Below are 16883 nucleotides of genomic sequence, written 5' to 3'. Positions count from 1 at the left end.
GTGAAAAAGTATTTTAATAATGTGTTTTGGAGATGGCATTTTTATGCAGCAATTTTCATTACACCCCTAATCATTACATTAAGTATTTCAGGCATCATGTATTTATTCTATCCAGAAGTAGAAAACAAATTAAATCACGATTTATTATTTGAACAAACGAATCAACCAGAACAATCGCTTAATGATGGTATTGATGACATACTCAACAGTCATCCTGGGTATCATGTTATGAAGATAAGTTTCCTAAAAGGCGATTACAACACACGTGTATCTATAATGGGACCAGATGATACTTCTAAAGTTGTCTATCTAGATCATCATAATCAAGTGAAAGGTGAAATAGAACCTTCTAAATTATTTTCAAATTTCTCTCGTGAAATGCACTCAAATCTATTAACTGGTAATACCTTTATTAATTATTTAGTGGAGCTTGCAAGTTGCTGGGCAATATTCTTAATCATTACAGGATTATTCATGACTTTCTTCCGTAAATATATTACAAACAGCACCTCTAAAATCAAACGTAAAAATCAAGCGAAGTTCCATGCAATACTCGGTACAGTTTTAAGTATTCCTTTATTACTAATTGTGTTAACTGGATTACCCTGGTCAGGATTTATAGGTGCAAAAATTTATGACTTTGCAGTAAATCATTCACTTGTCGGTTACCCTGAATCCGTAAAGACGCCACCTGTATCTAATAATGAGATTGCATGGGCAACACGTGGTGAACATACAAATTCTAAATCTCACGACGGCAATAGACTACCGATTACCCATATCAATGCAATTGCGCAAGAGGAAGGATTTAAGAAGCCTTATAGTATCACTGTACCGATGGATGATAAGGGGACCTATGTATTATCTAAAGCTGCTGGAACAGGTGTGACTGGTCTAGATGCAAATCCACTAGACGAACGCACTATTCATCTTGATCAATATTCAGGAATGAAACTTGCAATTTACGACTTTAATGACTATGGTATACTTGCAAAATTTATTGCAGTCGGTATCCCACTTCATGAAGGGAATTTATTTGGGCTAGCAAATAAAGTCATTAACCTATTATTCTTAGCTGGATTATTAGTGCTGACTTTCTTCGGAATTAAAATTTACTTTATGCGTAAACAGAAAGGTAAACTATCAACACCTAAGTCACAGCCTTATATGAAATATACTTGGTTTTTCGCAATATTACTTATTCTAATGGGAATTTTAATGCCTCTATTTGGCATCTCACTCATAATCATTGCATTTATCGAGCTCATTTTACTGATGAGCAAGAAGAAATACGCGATATAATATAGAACTAATTGAGTAGCTGGATAATTCCAGTTACTTTTTTTAATTTTCAAACAATTGTGATTGTGTGACATCATTTATTCATGTAAGATAAGTCATAATATATTGTACGGAGCTGATTGTATGAATCAAAACAGACATAAACTCGCATTAAAGGTTGCATTTCCACCCACTATTCCAATCTTAACTGGGTTTATCTTTCTCGGAATGACTTTTGGTATATATATGCATTCTTTAGGACATCCGATATGGATGGCTGTTCTTATGAGTGCTTGTATTTTTGCTGGTTCTATGGAATTTGTAGCAGCAACGATGCTGCTTGGTATCTTTAATCCATTTAGCGCTTTTATTCTCGCGCTGATGATTAACGCACGACATCTGTTTTATGGGATTGCAATGCTCGAACGATTTAAAGGTACCGGGAGAAAGAAATGGTATTTAATATTTGGCATGTGTGATGAAACATTCGTTATTAATCAAACAATGTCCATTCCTAAAAATGTCGACAAAGGATTAGTTATGACGTATGTTACGTTATTCAATCATTTATACTGGGTAACTGGTTCTTTTCTAGGAAGTATTATTGGGGGCTTTATTACAGTTGACTTGGAAGGTTTGGAATTTGTAATGGCAGCACTCTTTTTAGTTATTTTTCTTGAACAATGGTTCAAAGGTGGAAGACGCTTTTCAACGCTCGGTATAATCATTTCTATTGTCTGTCTATTAATATTTGGTAAGTCTTACTTTGTTCTTCCTACCATGTTTATTATGCTCATCATTTTCATTGTCTTTAAACGTCCTTTGACAAGAGTTGGTGAGCGCATATGACGATAGCAGAACAGCTAATTATTATCTTTTCGGTTACTATCGCTACAATGTTAACCCGCTTCTTACCTTTCATCGTATTTAAAGGAGATAAACCATTACCTGAGCTTATTGAATATTTAGGTCGTGTATTACCTCCCGCTGTATTTGGATTACTTGTTGTATATGCATTAAAGGATATTAAATGGAGTTTACCTTCTGCCAATATTCCTGCAATACTTGCAATTACTTTGATTATCGTATTACATTCATGGAAACGTAATATGCTTTTATCTATCGCTGTAGGAACGCTATACTATATGTTACTTATTCGATTAGTCTAAACAGAAAAAGCTACAATTCTTATCGAATTGTAGCTTTTTCTATATTATGATTAAGCATCTATTTGATGATTTTTTTAGTTTTAGCATCAATTTCAAATTCTTTTGATTTTCCATCTTTAGCGAGTTCAACGTCATATTTTACTACGCCATCATCTTCATCTAAACTCCATTCTTTCACATCTCCGTTATATTCTTTCTTAGCAACTTCAATGATGTCTTCAACTGGCGTTACATCTTTATAATTGATTGTCGTTTCTTTGTCATTTTCTTTTTCTGATTCTTTTTTAAGTACTTTATTACTTACAGCATCAACTGTCACTTCATGAGATTCATTTCCATCTCTTAAATTAACATCATATGCCCACTTTTTCTCTTTATCATCATAGTCAAAAGAGATACTTTCAAGATCACCTTTAACTTCTTTTTGTGCGGTTTCAATCGCCTGAGTCGCATCCGTCTTTACTTCGCTATAATCAACTGATTTATCATCTTCATTGCCACAGGCCCCTAATAGTAATGATGCACCTAGAACAAGTGCTGAAGATTGTTTTATATATTTATTCATCATATTCAGCTCCTTTTTTGAGTTATTAAATTTATACCCAAAATTTAATATATACAAACAAATATTATCAATATGTATAGCAATCACCATATAATCTAAATATTAAGCGAGAATGAGTTTTATAAAACTTTTATCAATTTCATCAATACGAATTGCAATGGTAATCTCCCATATAAAGCGCTCTTCGGTAGTCGTTTATCACCTAATGGAATTCCTTTTCTTGCCATATAAATATTCGCCGGAAATACGCCTAATAAAAATATATTGATTAACTTCTTAGCACTTTCACTTGGTTTTTTGATAATCAAGTAAACACCCATTATCATCTCAATTACCCCGGAAATATAGACAACTTCCTTTTTAAAGGGTATATAACCTGGAACAATCTTCGTAAAATTCGGCTCTCTTAGGAAATGAAGTACTCCTGCCGTAAAAAATCCTAATCCTAGTATCGTTTTCAGTAATAATTTTATTAATTTCATTTTATTATTGCTCCTCTATTGTTGTTAGTGCGTATTTCTCAATGACATCTTCCAAATGCGGATACACTTGCTTTAATTCATCTTTCGTAAATAATTCAAATCCCTCAAATGTAAATCCAGGTGATACCATACATCCAACGAAACTCCATGCATTATCCTCTTCAACGCTTGATGCAAAGATGGTATGTTTCGGTACTAAAAATTGTGGTACTTCTCCATTCATTACGTCTAATCCTAATTTAACTGCTTCATACTTACCATCGGGATAAATCATATGAACGGTAAGTGAATCCCCTCCATGGTAATACCATAATTCATCTGAATCTATCCGATGAAAATGTGAGATATTTCCTGTTTCTAAAAGAAAATAGATGCTTGTATATAGTGCTCTACCATCAGCAGTTACTTCATTTGAGCGATATGTTTCATAATAATAGCCACCTTCAGGATGTGGCTGCATACGTAATTTTTTAATCAATTGATCTTTATTCATTTTCTTTCTCCATAATTTTATTAATTTTAAAACTACACCTTGGTGCTATTTTATCATTTAACCACTTTTCATATAGTAAATTCTGATAAGCTATATAAGCATTCTCTCCATAAATCTTATCTGGACCATATACATATAATGGTGGTAGGGCTGCTGTATTAAATAAATGCTTATGTTCGGAAATAATAGTAGCCAGAATGTCGATATCTTTCTTAAACGTTTCTGAACGTTTACAGCCTCTTCGTGTATGTTCATCATCCATCACTTTTAGCATAGCAAAGCAATCTAACATATATGGATGACCTTCATTATACACATGTTTAACAATAGGATGGTGTAAGTATCTAATGTTCCCATCAATAATATTTAATGCCGATAAACACACACGAATAATCTGATAAAGTTCTAACACTTGTTTAGACAATCTTCTATTATCTAAATAACGTGCAGATATTTCATGATTCTCGCTAACTCTAAAAATTTGCATGGTGATCTTCGTCCTTCATAAATTGATATACGATATATAAATAGATAACATGACCTACCATCCAAACTAAAAACATCGGTAAAGAAGATGAATATTGTTGATATACTGCAATATTTATTAATAATAAATACAGCAAAATAAAAACAAGTAGAGTTATTAGTAGCGCTATTTTGAATAATGTTTCTTTTCGATATAATTGTTCTAGCGTACTGAAGAGGATGATGCTAACGAAAAAGTGTGGTAATAACTCTTTCCATAAAACCATTTCTTTTTGATGTGTCAAAAAATCAATATTTAATAATAGTCGGACAGTGTTTGTACCAAAACAATAATCGCCTATTAACAACAATATATATAATGAAAGTCCGGATAACATTCCCAGTATAATTTTTCTAAGCACGTGTCATTTTCTCCTCGATGCTTATTATTTAGTAAAAGAAGCAATCAACATCTTAAGTGATTGTCTCTTTCATTATTATATTGTATCAAAAGAATCTTCTCATAATTGTTTTTAACGGTGGCATCTTTTCAAATTTATTTTCCTCTAATAATGAACGTAACTCAAATTTAGCATATCCTAACGCTTCATCCCATACAATTTGTCCAGGAAGTGGTGCTGCATCTGGGTCTACATACGCATTAATAATTACTGGTTTGTTCACATCTTTTGCATGTCTAAAGGCACCTGCAAGTTCTTCTGGTTTTGTAACAGTAATACCTACTCCACCACAACTTTCTGCAAATTTAGCAAAGTCAATATCTCCAAAATCAATCGCGTACTCTAATTCACCCGCTGCTTGTTGTTCATATTTAATAAATGATAACTGTTTATTATTTAATACAACAATAATCATCGGTAAGTTATGGTATACAGCTGTAGCAAAGTCCTGCATTACCATTGCCATAGCTCCGTCACCTGTAATTGCAATTGCCTGACGATCTGGATACGCTATCTTACTTGCGATTGCTCCAGGTAAAGCACAGCCCATCGTACCTAACCATGGTGAAGTTAAGAAGCGATTATTATGATCAAGTCTTAAATATCTTGTTCCCCATACGGTTGATGTTCCTACATCAATCGAGAATACTGCATCTTCATCTGCGATCTTATCAATTTCTGCCATGATACGCTCTGGGCGTAAAGGAAAACTGTTATTTGCTCTATCTTCATCAAGCCATTTATTCCATTCCGCCATATTTTCTTTACATGCTTCTAAGAATGGTCTTTCTTTTATTGCTGGTAATTTTTCAATTAATAATTGCAATATCTCTTTTGAATCACCCACCAATGGTACTGTCACTTTATGGCGAGTGCCAATCTTTTCCGGGTTATTATCAATTTGAATACATGGTACATCTTCATCCGGTAGATAATCTACATATGGAAAGTTTGTACCAATCATAATCAATAAGTCCGCTTCTTTAGTTGCTTCAAATGCAGGTTTCGTACCAATTTTCCCTAAGTTCCCTAACATATTTGGATGGGTATCAGGAATTAATCCTTTTGCAGGTAAAGTCACAATAGAAGGTAATTGTGCATGTTCAATAAACTGCACAAGTAATTCTTTAGCATGCTTCGTTCCTGTTCCGGCAAGCACTACTGGATGCTTACTTTGTTCAATCAGTTTTATTGCTTCTGAAATGTTTGCCTTATCAATCTCAGACGTTTGTACTGGCATTTTAATTGGTGCTTCTGCTGTATGATCTTCTATTTTTGTGCTTAATAGATTACCGGGAATCGAAAGCACTGCGACACCTTTTTTATCGTAAGCTGTTTGTATCGCTTCATTGACAACTTCAAATACATTTTCCGCCTGATCGAGTTGTTTATTATACACAGCAACATCAGCAAACATTGCTGTTAAATCTAACTCCTGGAAGTACTTTGTACCTAATAAATCTGTGTTAGCTTGACCAACGAGGACAAGCTGTGGAATATTATCCATCTTAGCGTCGTACATACCATTTAACAAATGAATTGCGCCAGGTCCACCAATTGCAACAGATACCGCAATTTTACCTGTTAATTTCGTATAGCTTGCTGCTGCAAGAGAAGCCACTTCTTCATGGCGTACATTATAAAATTTAATCTCATCTTCAGCACCTTTCAATGCATCAATCACTGTATCTATCGTATCACCTGGAATACCATATACATGGTCAATCTCCCAATGTTTAAGTGCTTTAACAAGTGCATGGTTCGCTTTTAGTTTTGACAAGTCGTTCACATTCCTTTCTCCACTCATATTTATACATATTATTTACATTACCCCTTGCAAACAATAGTAATCAAATTACTCATCTTATAGGTATAATCCCTATTTCCATTATGTGCAAACGATATATCATTTTTGTTAAGATATACATATACGCATCATATAAAATGAGGAGGAAATACAATGAAAGTTTTAGTAGCCGGTGAAATACCAGAAAAGGGTCTACAGTACTTAGAGGAAAATTTCGACGATGTTGATGTATTCAAAGGAGATAAACTAATAACTAAAGATGAACTAATTAAACGTATTGCGGATAAAGATGCATTGATCAGTTTACTCTCTACTAATGTAGATAAAGATGTCATTGATGCTGCACCAAATTTAAAAATCATCGCTAATTATGGTGCTGGATTTAACAATATTGATAGTGAATATGCACGTACAAAAGACATCGACGTTACTAATACGCCAAAAGCTTCAACAAATGCAACAGCAGATCTGACATTTGCTATACTACTTGCTGCAGCAAGACGTGTGATTGAAGGAGACAAAGTATGCCGTACGACAGGATTTAACGGTTGGGCTCCTTTATTTTTCCGTGGCCGTGAAGTTTCAGGTAAGACAATTGGTATTATTGGTCTAGGAGAAATCGGACAAGCTGTGGCACGCCGTGCGAAAGGTTTCGATATGAACATTCTATATACTGGACCCAATCGTCATGAAGATCGTGAGACATCAACTGGCGCGAAATATGTATCACTTGAAGAACTACTTCAACAGTCTGATTTCATTACAATTAACTCTGCATACAATCCATCAATGAAACATATGATTGATAAAGCACAAATCGAAATGATGAAACCGACTGCATATTTAATCAACGCATCACGTGGGCCGGTCGTTCATGAAGCAGCACTTGCTGATGCATTGGAAGCGAAAGTCATTGAAGGTGCAGCTTTAGATGTATTTGAATTCGAACCTGAAATCAATGAAAAACTAAAAAAATTAGACAATGTAGTCATCACACCACATATCGGAAACGCAACATTTGAAGCGCGTGATATGATGGCCGATATCGTTACACAAAATGTATACAAGAAACTGAATAACAAACAACCAGATTATATTGTTAATTAAGAAATAGAAATATAGGTATAGATATATAAGAGATATGAAATAACTTGAAAAAGGAAATCAACCGAAGTTGATTTCCTCTTTTCTTTTTCTGCGATAACAACCTATAATATTGCCGATGTTGCAGCTGTGGTGTTCCCTTCCTGCATGTCTGTGTGAATCGCCATAACAATCGCAATAACGTGTGCTACATTTGCACTTTCATCAATAATATCAATGCCAAATGTATCTCTCCATTGGAAGAATTGTTTACTGATTTCAGCAACAATACGTCCAGATCCATCTTCAATCGTATATTCATAATTTAAGAAGTTACCACGTACAATCCAGTCTTCTCCTTCAATAAGGTAAGTCGGTCTAAACGATAACATCTTCTTGCGAATCGTTAGTGTCTCATAACCATTTACTGATACATCCATCGTTGTAGAAAAAGCTGCTGCACGTTGTTTAATAAACGCTAACTCATTACCATTTGTATCAAGAATTCTTAGCTTTCTACGTCCTAATAAATCATGCTGACCTTTCGCCGTATAAACGATTTCATCCTGTTCGTTCATAATCGAAAAATCTTGAGTCCACGAAAGTAACTTTTTCTTTGCATAAAGTCTCAATTTCAACAGCTCCTATTCTAAATTATTTAAGTATATTATAACGCATTTAATCATTTAATGAAAAATTACACATAAAAGGTTTATAACTATTTATCAAATAATATTCTATGTTCATTTTAGAACTTCTTCGTTCAAAATATCCGGCACTTTCATAGCTTTATATTTCACCATTTAATGCTCCTCAAAATCAAATCTTTCGCGTTCTTTTTGTGCACTTTCATCATTACCAAACCACACTTGTTTCACGTAAAACTTTCCTTCCCAATCCTTATCAAACGAGACATTCACGTTGCTATAGCGATAACTTGTATTACCTAAAGCTATCCCTTTTTGCTCAGGTTTACCCCATACTTTCATGAATGCCTTCATACTAATATTCTCATGCATTTCATAATAATAATTAATATCAGTAAATACATAGTTCTGTTCATCCATCCCTTTTGCTCCTTTAAAGAACGGAGAGATGATTGTATGATTATATCGACTGCGGTAATACAATGCAGTTACGTATTTTTCTCCCATATTGATCAATGCTTCTGTCGGTTCACCAAAGATTGCTTCAAATTCTTTTCTCGTAATACCGAATTTAGCATCTTTAAAGCCATAAGTTTTGCCTTTCATAGCTTTCATCACTTTTTTATCCAGTATATCCGGCAATTCAATTTCATGTACATTATCAGGAATTTGAAGTTTGTAATTGGGCTCGATGGCTTTAATCTTTTCAGCTACATATCTAAAACGTGCATTTGGAATAATATCATAATCAGGGTGTTCTGCATTACCAATAAATGCTTTCATCGATGCAACATCTTTAAATTCTTGTAATTCTAAAATTCTGAAACCATGAAAGGCTGCTAAATAATAGGATTGATCCAGCCAATTAACAGCGATATCAAACAATAATTGTCCCATGGTATGCGCCTCAACTGTATCCATATGCGTAGCAATATTTGAAACCAAATAGGCTAATTCTGTGTTCGCTTCTTCTTCCATAAAATAATTCATCACTTCATTAGCGTCACAATCTACAACAATTTTTTGTAACTCATTAGGTAATTTATCTATCAATATATCAATAGATTTCATAATAGACACCTCTCGTTAAATTTATATAGCTTTCATTATAAAATAAAAATACAAATATTGTATATGTATATAAAAACTCAACAAGTTTTGATAACTTGTTGAGTCGACTTTAATCTATAGTATTGCTTTCAATCTTTCAATTTCTGCTTGTGTTATTTCATGGCCACCATCAAACAACATAAAGTTTACATCAGCGAATGATGATTTAAACTGCATTTCTAATGCTTTAGCTTGTCCAGGTGATACCATATAGTCGTTTGCACCCGCTGTTATGATTACTTTCGTATTACGTTTAGCATTCGATACGTCATACTTTAAGTCTGATGGGTGCATTAATACTGCCACATCTATCTCAATAGCATTCTCTAAGAATCCTATAATAAAGTTAGCGCCATTAGAATAACCTAGGAAAGTTACCTTATCATAATCTAAATTTAGTTCATTTATTACTTTTGTTACACGACGGACCGCATCGTTATAAGCATTTCGATCCATCTCACCATTCACTAAAGGTGGGAAGAAGCGTCTACTCATCGCACTTCCACTATCACCTTCAAAGCTTAATACATCAGCACCAGGAAATAATTCACCAGCGATGCCTAATAACTGATATTCATTTCCTCCGGTGCCATGAAATAAAACAACTAATTCATTTGAATCATTTTTCTGATAGAAATAGTTCATCATTACCCTCCTTATTTACTTCTCACTGTATCAATATGTCTTACTTGTGATTCGATGTAGTCACGTTGTCCTTCTAAAAATGGAGGTAATGATAATTTCTCACCTAATGTTTCATAAGGTTCATCACCCATAAATCCAGGACCGTCAGTTGCAATTTCAAATAGAATCGGCATAGCAAGTCTAGCATAAAGTGATTTAAAGAAGAATCGATCAACATAACCAGAGTTTGGTAAGTTAAATGAATCTAATCGTTCAATCCATGCGCTAAGTGTTTCCTCATCTGGTACACGGAAAGCTACATGATGCACTGTTCCGAATCCTTGATAAGCTGTTTGACTTGTAGTGTCGTCTACAATAATTACCGATGCACCATTACCGCCTTCTCCTGTTTCAAATAAGTGATAATTACCTTCTGATTGAGTTTCTTTAAATAAATATACCGCTTCAAATGCTGATTTAAATGCCGTAAATTGATTTACTGTAATAAACACTGGTCCTAATCCGTAAATACCGAATGCTTCAGGTACCGGCCCATTTTTCCATGCGACACCAGGTGCTACACCATTATCATGCTCATCAGAGATAATTTGATATAACTGACCATCGAAATCTTCAAAAGGTAAAATCTTTTTACCGAACATTTCCTGAATACCATCATGTTTTACATTAAATGATTCAAAGCGATCTAAGAAATATTCTACTGCTTTATCATTCGGTACTCTAAATGAAGTTCTAGCAATTTCATTTGTACCATGTTGTCCTTTTGAAATACCTTTGAAATCAAAGAATGTCATATCTGTTCCGGCATTACCTTCATCATCTGCAAAGAATAAATGGTACGTATTAATATCGTCTTGGTTAACTGTTTTCTTTACTAATCTTAAACCTAAAATATCATTGAAAAAGTCATAGATTTTCTCAGCGCTACTTGTAATTGCTGTTACATGGTGGATTCCTGTTAATTGATTCATTTCGTTCATTTGATTCACTCCTGTTCTGATTTATAATTATATCTTCTTTAATATTTCAAACTGTTTTCTTCACATAAGGTATAATTATTATACTTGGTACATTTAATATACTACCAACCTAAAAAATTTGCAACACTTTATACTCACAGTACATAATAAGTTATATCAAACATACAGATAGGAAGGGTTCTATGACAATTATCCACCACGTTTCCATCGTTAACCGCAATGCACGAAAGTCTTTTGAGTTCTATAGAGAAGTACTTGGTCTGGATTTACTTATGAAGACTGTCAATCAAGATGACAATAATATGTATCACTTATTCTTCGGTGATAAGACCGGACGTCCAGGTACCGAAGTGACGATCTTCGAAATTACTGAAGGGGTTGACAAGCAGTTTGGAACAAATGATATTGAGCGTTTAATGTTCAAAGTTCAATCTAAAAGTTCGCTTGAGTTTTTTATGAAGCGATTCGATAATTTTGATATTTGTCATTATGGCTTAGAGCAATATGCTGGTCGTTACATATTAAGATTTGAAGGACCTGATGATACGAATCTTGGTTTAGCCGTGATGCACTCAGAAGAGAATATCACTGACTATGTTGTTCCTGAACATACAGAAATCCCAGAAGAACATCGTATTATCGCTCTCGATTCTGTCCATCTACGTACACGTTATGACCAGGCTACAATCAAGGAAATTAAACACTATTTCGATTTTGAAACAATAGAGACAATTGACTTCTTTGATTCAAAGAATAAAGTAACCATCATGAGCAATCATAAGAAAAAAGACCGCCATGAGTTACACATTATTCATGATGACGTATCTCATTATAGTATCTCTGGTATCGGTTCAATTCACCATCTAGCTTTATCATCTGAAGATATCGAAGCGTTACAGGTGTTAGAAAATAGTTTAGAACAGAGAAATATTATGAACTCTCACATTAAAAATCGTGAGTTCTTCCAATCTATCTATTATAGAGATCCAAACAACATATTATTCGAAGTTGCTACCATGGATGGTACAAAACCACCTCAACCGAATAAAGAAAGTATAGATTTTGATACCATTCCTCTTGTATTACCGGAATATCTGGAATCTAAGCGTACAACAATAGAAACAAACTTATCATAAAATAATGCCGAAGCGGAATCGCTTCGGCATTATCTATTGTACCTGATACGCTACTTCTACCTGATCTTCAACAAACGAGTGTCGAATACTGTCTTCAAAAGGATTACTTACCGGATTTCCTACATACATTTGAACTGTATCTTTGCCTACCTTCATCGTATCTTTTTTCGGTTGCATGCCGTCATACGTCTTAATATTAACGTCACCCAGTACCAATCGATATTGATTTCCTTCCGGCACTGCAAATGCAAACCCGGAATATGTTGATTTATTTTTGTGATAAGATACTTGAATCACATAGAACTGTGTCTTCCATGCTTTATTTGGTGTATAAATAGCAGAAACAACATCATCTGTCTTTATAATATTTTTCACCATTGCCTTCTGCGCATCTTCTGCCGAATCATATAACCCTTTCTCTACTGCAGTAATATGTTCTGTCTTCACTTCCTGTTTATCTTGTTCATCATACGATATCTTCAGCCAAACGATACCCATAAATAAAAGTATTGCTAACACAGACACCGGAAGTAATAACTTTTGTTCGTTACGCATACTTACACCTCACTCTAAACTTTTATCTTATCTACATTGTATAATACATGAGTGTTTTTGTAAGCGTTATCAAGTATAAATTATTTGTTTTCTAAATTATCTATATGCTTAAGTTGTTTTGTAAGTGCTTCCGTATTAATTGTTTCATCAATTGTCGTTTTTGAGTCTACTACGTGTTTATCCTGCAGCGTTAATGTACGCGTCTTAATCATGTCACTAAAATATGCATCATGACTGACAAAGAGCACTGTTCCTTTAAATTGTTTAAGCAGATTACCGATAATGTCCTGCATTTCAATATCGAAATAATTTGTCGGCTCGTCGAGCACAAGTAGATGTGCTTTTGAGAAATAGAGTTTTACAAATGATAGCCTGCACTTCTCTCCCATAGACAAATTTTGAACGAGATCATCCATACGTGATGCATCAAATCTGAATGCTGCTAGTATCGTGCGTGCCTGAGTTACGTCAATTTCAAGTGCTGTTATTTCTTCCAGGACGGTATGACTTGATATTAAATTCTCAAGTTTCTGAGAAAAATATCCTATTTCAAGTGTGGGTGGCGTTCTTATCTCTCCATGTTGTATCGGTATTCCTCCGGTAATCAATTTGAGTAACGTTGATTTTCCTGAGCCATTCTTTCCTTTAATTTGAACGATTTCACCGCGTTCTAATGAAAAAGTAACATGGTTCAATAATGGTTCATCAAATGCATGACTTACATCTATGCATTGCAATACGTATTTATTATTGATTTCACTCGCTTCAATATCATATTCCGTACGCACTGCTTTTTCTACTTTACCTTCAAAGTTTGACATTTCATGATTCAATCTCGATTCTCGTGCCTTCATCCTTTTTGCCATTTTGGCAAGCTTTTTCTGCTCCCCGAAATCTCGTACACTCGCTTTATGATTCATTTCATGATGCCATTCACGCATCTCCTGAATCATTTGTTTCATACGTTTCTTTTCTTTTTGTTCTTTTTCAACGCGTGCTGCATTCGTCTTCTCTTCTAGATCAATCTGTGATTTATATTGATCATATGTCATATGAAACTTCCTTAATCCATCACGCGTTAACTCCAATATATAATCTGCTGTTTGATTAATAAATGCTCTGTCATGACTGGCATATAGAATCGTAAAATCATTGTGTTTCATCCAGTTTACGAGCCAATCTTTCGTTTCATCATCAATATGGTTTGTGGGTTCATCAAAGATAAACTTTGTCTTCCCTGATAGCATCAAACGTATTAAAGATATTTTTGTTTGCTCTCCACCTGACAGCGTTACTACTTTCCTTTCAGCATCACTTTCAGATAAATTAAACTTATGCATCATCGTAATAATCTCAGATTCAAATGTATAACCATCCTGTTCCAGGTAATCACTCATTGCATTCATATCTGTGTCTAAATTTATTTTCAACTGATATAATTCTGGTCGTCCTTGCATTATATACTCGATTACCGTTAATTCGGATACGTCCGACTGTTTAAGTTGTTGTTCCAGCAGTCCAATTTCTTCATCTTGCGCTATCAATGTATTCAGTATTGTCGTCTTGCCGATGCCATTGTTTCCAAGCAAAGCAACATGCTTACCTGCTTCTATTTCAAAGTGTAAATCTTTGAACAATAATTTTTCCCCTGCATAAATGTCTGTTTTATTTAATCTCATAAACTCACCTCATAAAAAAAGTATCCCGCACAACGTTTGGGATACACAAAATAAGCCTATGAACGATAGACATACAATAAATAGACAGACTCATCCCGATAATTCAAACGTTGTGCAATTCAATTTGCTCAGTTTTCATTATCGAATGATCATCTCTAAATATTGATGCCTCCTTTTATATTTGTTTACAGTTTAACAGGTTTACGCATTTTATACAAAATAAATCCTATTGCAAAACCAATCAATGCAGGCAATACCCACCCCATACCGATGGCAGAGAAAGGTAAGAATTTCTCGCCGAAAGTAGCTACACTTTCTCCAAAAGCAGATTTTGAAAGAAATGCAGGACTAGCTTTTATACCGTCAATAATCGCTGCAATCATCGTGACAAAAGTCGTCCATTGATAGATAATTTTTGAATCATTGAAAGAACCACTGATTAAAGTTAACAGTATTAATGTAATCGCAAGTGGATATAAAAACATCAAGACGGGAATCGAATACTCAATAATCTTAGTTAAACCTACGTTTGCCAGTATAAATGAAACAATACTTACTACCGTAGCAAACATGATATAGCTATGTTTCGGGAATAACTCAGTAAATGTTTCAGAGAAAGCTGTTATTAAGCCAATTGCTGTCTTTAAACAAGCTACGATAATAATTAATGACAGTAAAATAATACCGTAATTGCCCAGGTAATACTGTGCGATTTGCGCTAATGCTATACCACCATTCTCACTTACTTTAAACTGACCTAAACTCATGGTACCGAGCAGTGCGAGTAATGTATAAATTACACCCATAAGTACAATGCTTAAGAAACCTGACTTCACTGTTTCCTTTGCGATATCAGATGGATTCGTAATACCTAGCTTCTTAATCGTTGTTACGATAATAATACCGAAAGCAAGTGAAGCTAAAGCATCTAATGTATTGTATCCATCAATAAATCCTTTAAGTAAAGCACCATCTTTATATTCCGGCTGAATTGGTGCATCTATGCCACCCATCGGTTTTACGAATGCAAGAATAAACAATACACCTAATAATAACAAGAATAAAGGATTTAGAAATTTACCGATATAATCTAATATTTTAGATGGTCTTCTTGCAAAGAACCACGCGATACTAAAGAATAACAGACTAAAAATAAATAAATAAAGACGAACATTTTCTTTAGCAATAAATGGTGTGAATGCGATTTCGAATGGCACTGTTGCAAGACGCGGTAAAGCAAACAATGGACCGATTACTAAATAAAGTGCAATTGTAAATAAATACGCATATGTCTTATTCACACGTGAAGCAATATCAAATAAACCATTCGTTTTAGACACACCAATGGCAATAATACCTAAGAAAGGTAATCCAATTGCTGTAATTAAGAAACCAATGTTCGTAATGAAGACATTTGACCCACTCATCTGCCCTGAATGAATCGGGAAGATTAAGTTACCTGCTCCGAAGAATAAACCGAACAGCATAGAACCGATAAAGATATTTTCTTTTAATGAAAGTTTCGTTTTTGTATTAATGGGGATCCCTCCAGAGCAATAAAATAATTTTTTGTTCTATTATTAAAAGAATAAATAATATAGTTTTTTATTATAGCATTATAAAGCAGTGAAATGAATTGAATTTTTAAAATATTTAAAAAACCACGAAGTGATGAGCTTCGTGGTTTTAGTACTTACTATACATGTGGTTCCCATTGACAAGGACCTACGTTCATATGAGTAAATTCTGCGACAAATGATGATGCTTCAGGAGAACAAGCATAAATACCAAACTGAATTTCTCCTTGCCCTTCATTCAAATGACAAATTCTCATCTGTTTAAAATCTTTACCATCTTCAGAATACTCGATACAGTAATCACTCTCGCGGCGGCTCAGTCTGTACCACATAGAAGTTATGTCACTAGTAATATCAAATGATGACCAGTCAGAATAACCATTATTTGTGACAACACTACCTAAACGCTGAAACGTATCATCCTCATATTCAATAGATGCTTTTAACCAGTTGTCACTATCTAAATATATCACCACACCACATTGATCAAAGCGACGTTTCGTATTAAAATCTGTTCTTACTGTAAACGAGAAATAAGTTTCTGTCATTGTCATTTGTAATACAGGAGCATTGTCATTTCGGAACCCATAATACGTCCTTTGCCATAAATCTGTATTAGGTTCTGTCGTGATTTGAATACGTTCATCTGTAATATCATAAATCTTTGGGGCTCGTGTCCATTTAAGATTATTGAAAGTTTCCACTATTTTCACTCCTATTATCTATAAGAACGTTGAATTATTAAATA

18 protein-coding genes are annotated in these 16883 nt (G+C 34.2%); 5 read left to right on the top strand and 13 right to left on the bottom strand.

Going from position 1 to position 16883, the window contains the following annotated elements; genetic code table 11:
- The 3 genes from BHU61_RS08155 (at window position 1) to BHU61_RS08145 (ending at window position 2450) form a co-directional block, all read left to right on the top strand.
- Entirely contained in the window at window positions 1-1302 is a 1302-nt protein-coding gene (locus BHU61_RS08155; protein WP_111716035.1) for a PepSY-associated TM helix domain-containing protein, read from the top strand.
- Between the two features lie 123 nt (window positions 1303-1425).
- Window positions 1426-2130, top strand: coding sequence for an AzlC family ABC transporter permease (locus BHU61_RS08150; protein WP_111716034.1), 705 nt, complete (start codon window positions 1426-1428; stop codon window positions 2128-2130).
- Window positions 2127-2450, top strand: coding sequence for a branched-chain amino acid transporter permease (locus BHU61_RS08145; protein ID WP_111716032.1), 324 nt, complete (start codon window positions 2127-2129; stop codon window positions 2448-2450). Before BHU61_RS08150 ends, BHU61_RS08145 begins: the two co-directional genes overlap by 4 nt.
- A gap of 58 nt (window positions 2451-2508) precedes the next feature.
- Here the strand turns inward: BHU61_RS08145 and BHU61_RS08140 are convergent, their stop codons facing one another.
- From BHU61_RS08140 to BHU61_RS08115, 5 genes are all read right to left on the bottom strand, one after another.
- Window positions 2509-3015 carry a PepSY domain-containing protein gene (locus BHU61_RS08140; RefSeq protein WP_170122510.1) on the bottom strand — a complete coding sequence of 169 codons (507 nt, stop codon included), beginning with the start codon at window positions 3013-3015 and terminating at the stop codon, window positions 2509-2511.
- Window positions 3016-3134: 119 nt separating this feature from the next.
- A complete protein-coding gene (locus BHU61_RS08135) occupies window positions 3135-3497 on the bottom strand; it encodes a DoxX family protein (RefSeq protein ID WP_111716029.1) in 363 nt (120 codons plus the stop codon).
- Between the two features lie 4 nt (window positions 3498-3501).
- The gene (locus tag BHU61_RS08130; protein ID WP_111716027.1) at window positions 3502-3990 is read right to left on the bottom strand and encodes a cupin domain-containing protein; all 489 of its coding nucleotides are present in this window, start codon (window positions 3988-3990) and stop codon (window positions 3502-3504) included.
- Window positions 3983-4477, bottom strand: a complete 495-nt coding sequence (locus BHU61_RS08125) for a pyrimidine dimer DNA glycosylase/endonuclease V (RefSeq protein WP_111716025.1) — start codon at window positions 4475-4477, stop codon at window positions 3983-3985. Before BHU61_RS08125 ends, BHU61_RS08130 begins: the two co-directional genes overlap by 8 nt.
- Before the next feature lie 485 nt (window positions 4478-4962).
- Window positions 4963-6696: a pyruvate oxidase gene (locus BHU61_RS08115; RefSeq protein ID WP_111716237.1), complete on the bottom strand. Its 1734-nt coding sequence runs from the start codon at window positions 6694-6696 to the stop codon at window positions 4963-4965.
- 180 nt (window positions 6697-6876) lie between these two features.
- On the opposite strand from BHU61_RS08115, the gene BHU61_RS08110 reads away from it, so the two are divergent.
- Window positions 6877-7830, top strand: a complete 954-nt coding sequence (locus BHU61_RS08110; protein ID WP_111716022.1) for an NAD(P)-dependent oxidoreductase — start codon at window positions 6877-6879, stop codon at window positions 7828-7830.
- Between the two features lie 101 nt (window positions 7831-7931).
- On the opposite strand, the gene BHU61_RS08105 is transcribed toward BHU61_RS08110, so the two are convergent.
- From BHU61_RS08105 to BHU61_RS08090, 4 genes are all read right to left on the bottom strand, one after another.
- Complete coding sequence (locus BHU61_RS08105) at window positions 7932-8438, bottom strand: LURP-one-related/scramblase family protein (protein WP_111716021.1); 507 nt, start codon at window positions 8436-8438, stop codon at window positions 7932-7934.
- A 171-nt stretch (window positions 8439-8609) separates the two neighbouring features.
- A complete protein-coding gene (locus BHU61_RS08100; RefSeq protein ID WP_111716019.1) occupies window positions 8610-9524 on the bottom strand; it encodes a hypothetical protein in 915 nt (304 codons plus the stop codon).
- Between the two features lie 114 nt (window positions 9525-9638).
- The gene (locus tag BHU61_RS08095; RefSeq protein WP_111716017.1) at window positions 9639-10208 is read right to left on the bottom strand and encodes an alpha/beta hydrolase; all 570 of its coding nucleotides are present in this window, start codon (window positions 10206-10208) and stop codon (window positions 9639-9641) included.
- Window positions 10209-10219: 11 nt separating this feature from the next.
- On the bottom strand, window positions 10220-11179 hold the full coding sequence (locus BHU61_RS08090) for a ring-cleaving dioxygenase (protein WP_111716235.1): 960 nt from the start codon (window positions 11177-11179) through the stop codon (window positions 10220-10222).
- Window positions 11180-11370: 191 nt separating this feature from the next.
- Between BHU61_RS08090 and BHU61_RS08085 the strand changes: the two genes are divergently transcribed.
- Window positions 11371-12324, top strand: a complete 954-nt coding sequence (locus BHU61_RS08085; protein WP_111716015.1) for a VOC family protein — start codon at window positions 11371-11373, stop codon at window positions 12322-12324.
- Between the two features lie 33 nt (window positions 12325-12357).
- On the opposite strand, the gene BHU61_RS08080 is transcribed toward BHU61_RS08085, so the two are convergent.
- The 4 genes from BHU61_RS08080 to BHU61_RS08065 all read right to left on the bottom strand — a co-directional run bounded on the left by BHU61_RS08080 (window position 12358) and on the right by BHU61_RS08065 (window position 16839).
- Window positions 12358-12879 (bottom strand): hypothetical protein, encoded by a 522-nt coding sequence (locus BHU61_RS08080; RefSeq protein ID WP_111716014.1) that lies wholly within the window; start codon window positions 12877-12879, stop codon window positions 12358-12360.
- A gap of 80 nt (window positions 12880-12959) precedes the next feature.
- Complete coding sequence (gene abc-f / locus BHU61_RS08075; protein ID WP_111716012.1) at window positions 12960-14558, bottom strand: ribosomal protection-like ABC-F family protein; 1599 nt, start codon at window positions 14556-14558, stop codon at window positions 12960-12962.
- 185 nt (window positions 14559-14743) lie between these two features.
- Window positions 14744-16102: a branched-chain amino acid transport system II carrier protein gene (gene brnQ / locus BHU61_RS08070; RefSeq protein WP_111716010.1), complete on the bottom strand. Its 1359-nt coding sequence runs from the start codon at window positions 16100-16102 to the stop codon at window positions 14744-14746.
- A 152-nt stretch (window positions 16103-16254) separates the two neighbouring features.
- A complete protein-coding gene (locus BHU61_RS08065) occupies window positions 16255-16839 on the bottom strand; it encodes a DUF1349 domain-containing protein (RefSeq protein WP_111716009.1) in 585 nt (194 codons plus the stop codon).
- Between the last annotated feature and the right edge of the window lie 44 nt (window positions 16840-16883).

The sequence above is a fragment of the Macrococcus epidermidis genome (assembly GCF_003259695.1).
GTDB lineage: Bacteria > Bacillota > Bacilli > Staphylococcales > Staphylococcaceae > Macrococcoides > Macrococcoides epidermidis.
The sequence above is the reverse complement of the archived record's forward strand: the minus strand, read 5'-3'. Positions and strand labels throughout refer to the sequence as shown.

Excerpts from the sequence above, each read along its gene's own strand:
- BHU61_RS08150 (WP_111716034.1), top strand. The coding sequence starts at position 1,426 with ATGAATCAAAACAGACATAAACTCGCATTAAAGGTTGCATTTCCACCC.
- BHU61_RS08080 (WP_111716014.1), bottom strand. The coding sequence starts at position 12,879 with ATGCGTAACGAACAAAAGTTATTACTTCCGGTGTCTGTGTTAGCAATA.
- BHU61_RS08130 (WP_111716027.1), bottom strand. The coding sequence starts at position 3,990 with ATGAATAAAGATCAATTGATTAAAAAATTACGTATGCAGCCACATCCT.
- BHU61_RS08090 (WP_111716235.1), bottom strand. The coding sequence starts at position 11,179 with ATGAATCAATTAACAGGAATCCACCATGTAACAGCAATTACAAGTAGC.
- BHU61_RS08100 (WP_111716019.1), bottom strand. The coding sequence starts at position 9,524 with ATGAAATCTATTGATATATTGATAGATAAATTACCTAATGAGTTACAA.
- BHU61_RS08135 (WP_111716029.1), bottom strand. The coding sequence starts at position 3,497 with ATGAAATTAATAAAATTATTACTGAAAACGATACTAGGATTAGGATTT.
- BHU61_RS08140 (WP_170122510.1), bottom strand. The coding sequence starts at position 3,015 with ATGAATAAATATATAAAACAATCTTCAGCACTTGTTCTAGGTGCATCA.
- abc-f (WP_111716012.1), bottom strand. The coding sequence starts at position 14,558 with ATGAGATTAAATAAAACAGACATTTATGCAGGGGAAAAATTATTGTTC.
- BHU61_RS08085 (WP_111716015.1), top strand. The coding sequence starts at position 11,371 with ATGACAATTATCCACCACGTTTCCATCGTTAACCGCAATGCACGAAAG.
- BHU61_RS08125 (WP_111716025.1), bottom strand. The coding sequence starts at position 4,477 with ATGCAAATTTTTAGAGTTAGCGAGAATCATGAAATATCTGCACGTTAT.
- BHU61_RS08095 (WP_111716017.1), bottom strand. The coding sequence starts at position 10,208 with ATGAACTATTTCTATCAGAAAAATGATTCAAATGAATTAGTTGTTTTA.
- BHU61_RS08145 (WP_111716032.1), top strand. The coding sequence starts at position 2,127 with ATGACGATAGCAGAACAGCTAATTATTATCTTTTCGGTTACTATCGCT.
- BHU61_RS08110 (WP_111716022.1), top strand. The coding sequence starts at position 6,877 with ATGAAAGTTTTAGTAGCCGGTGAAATACCAGAAAAGGGTCTACAGTAC.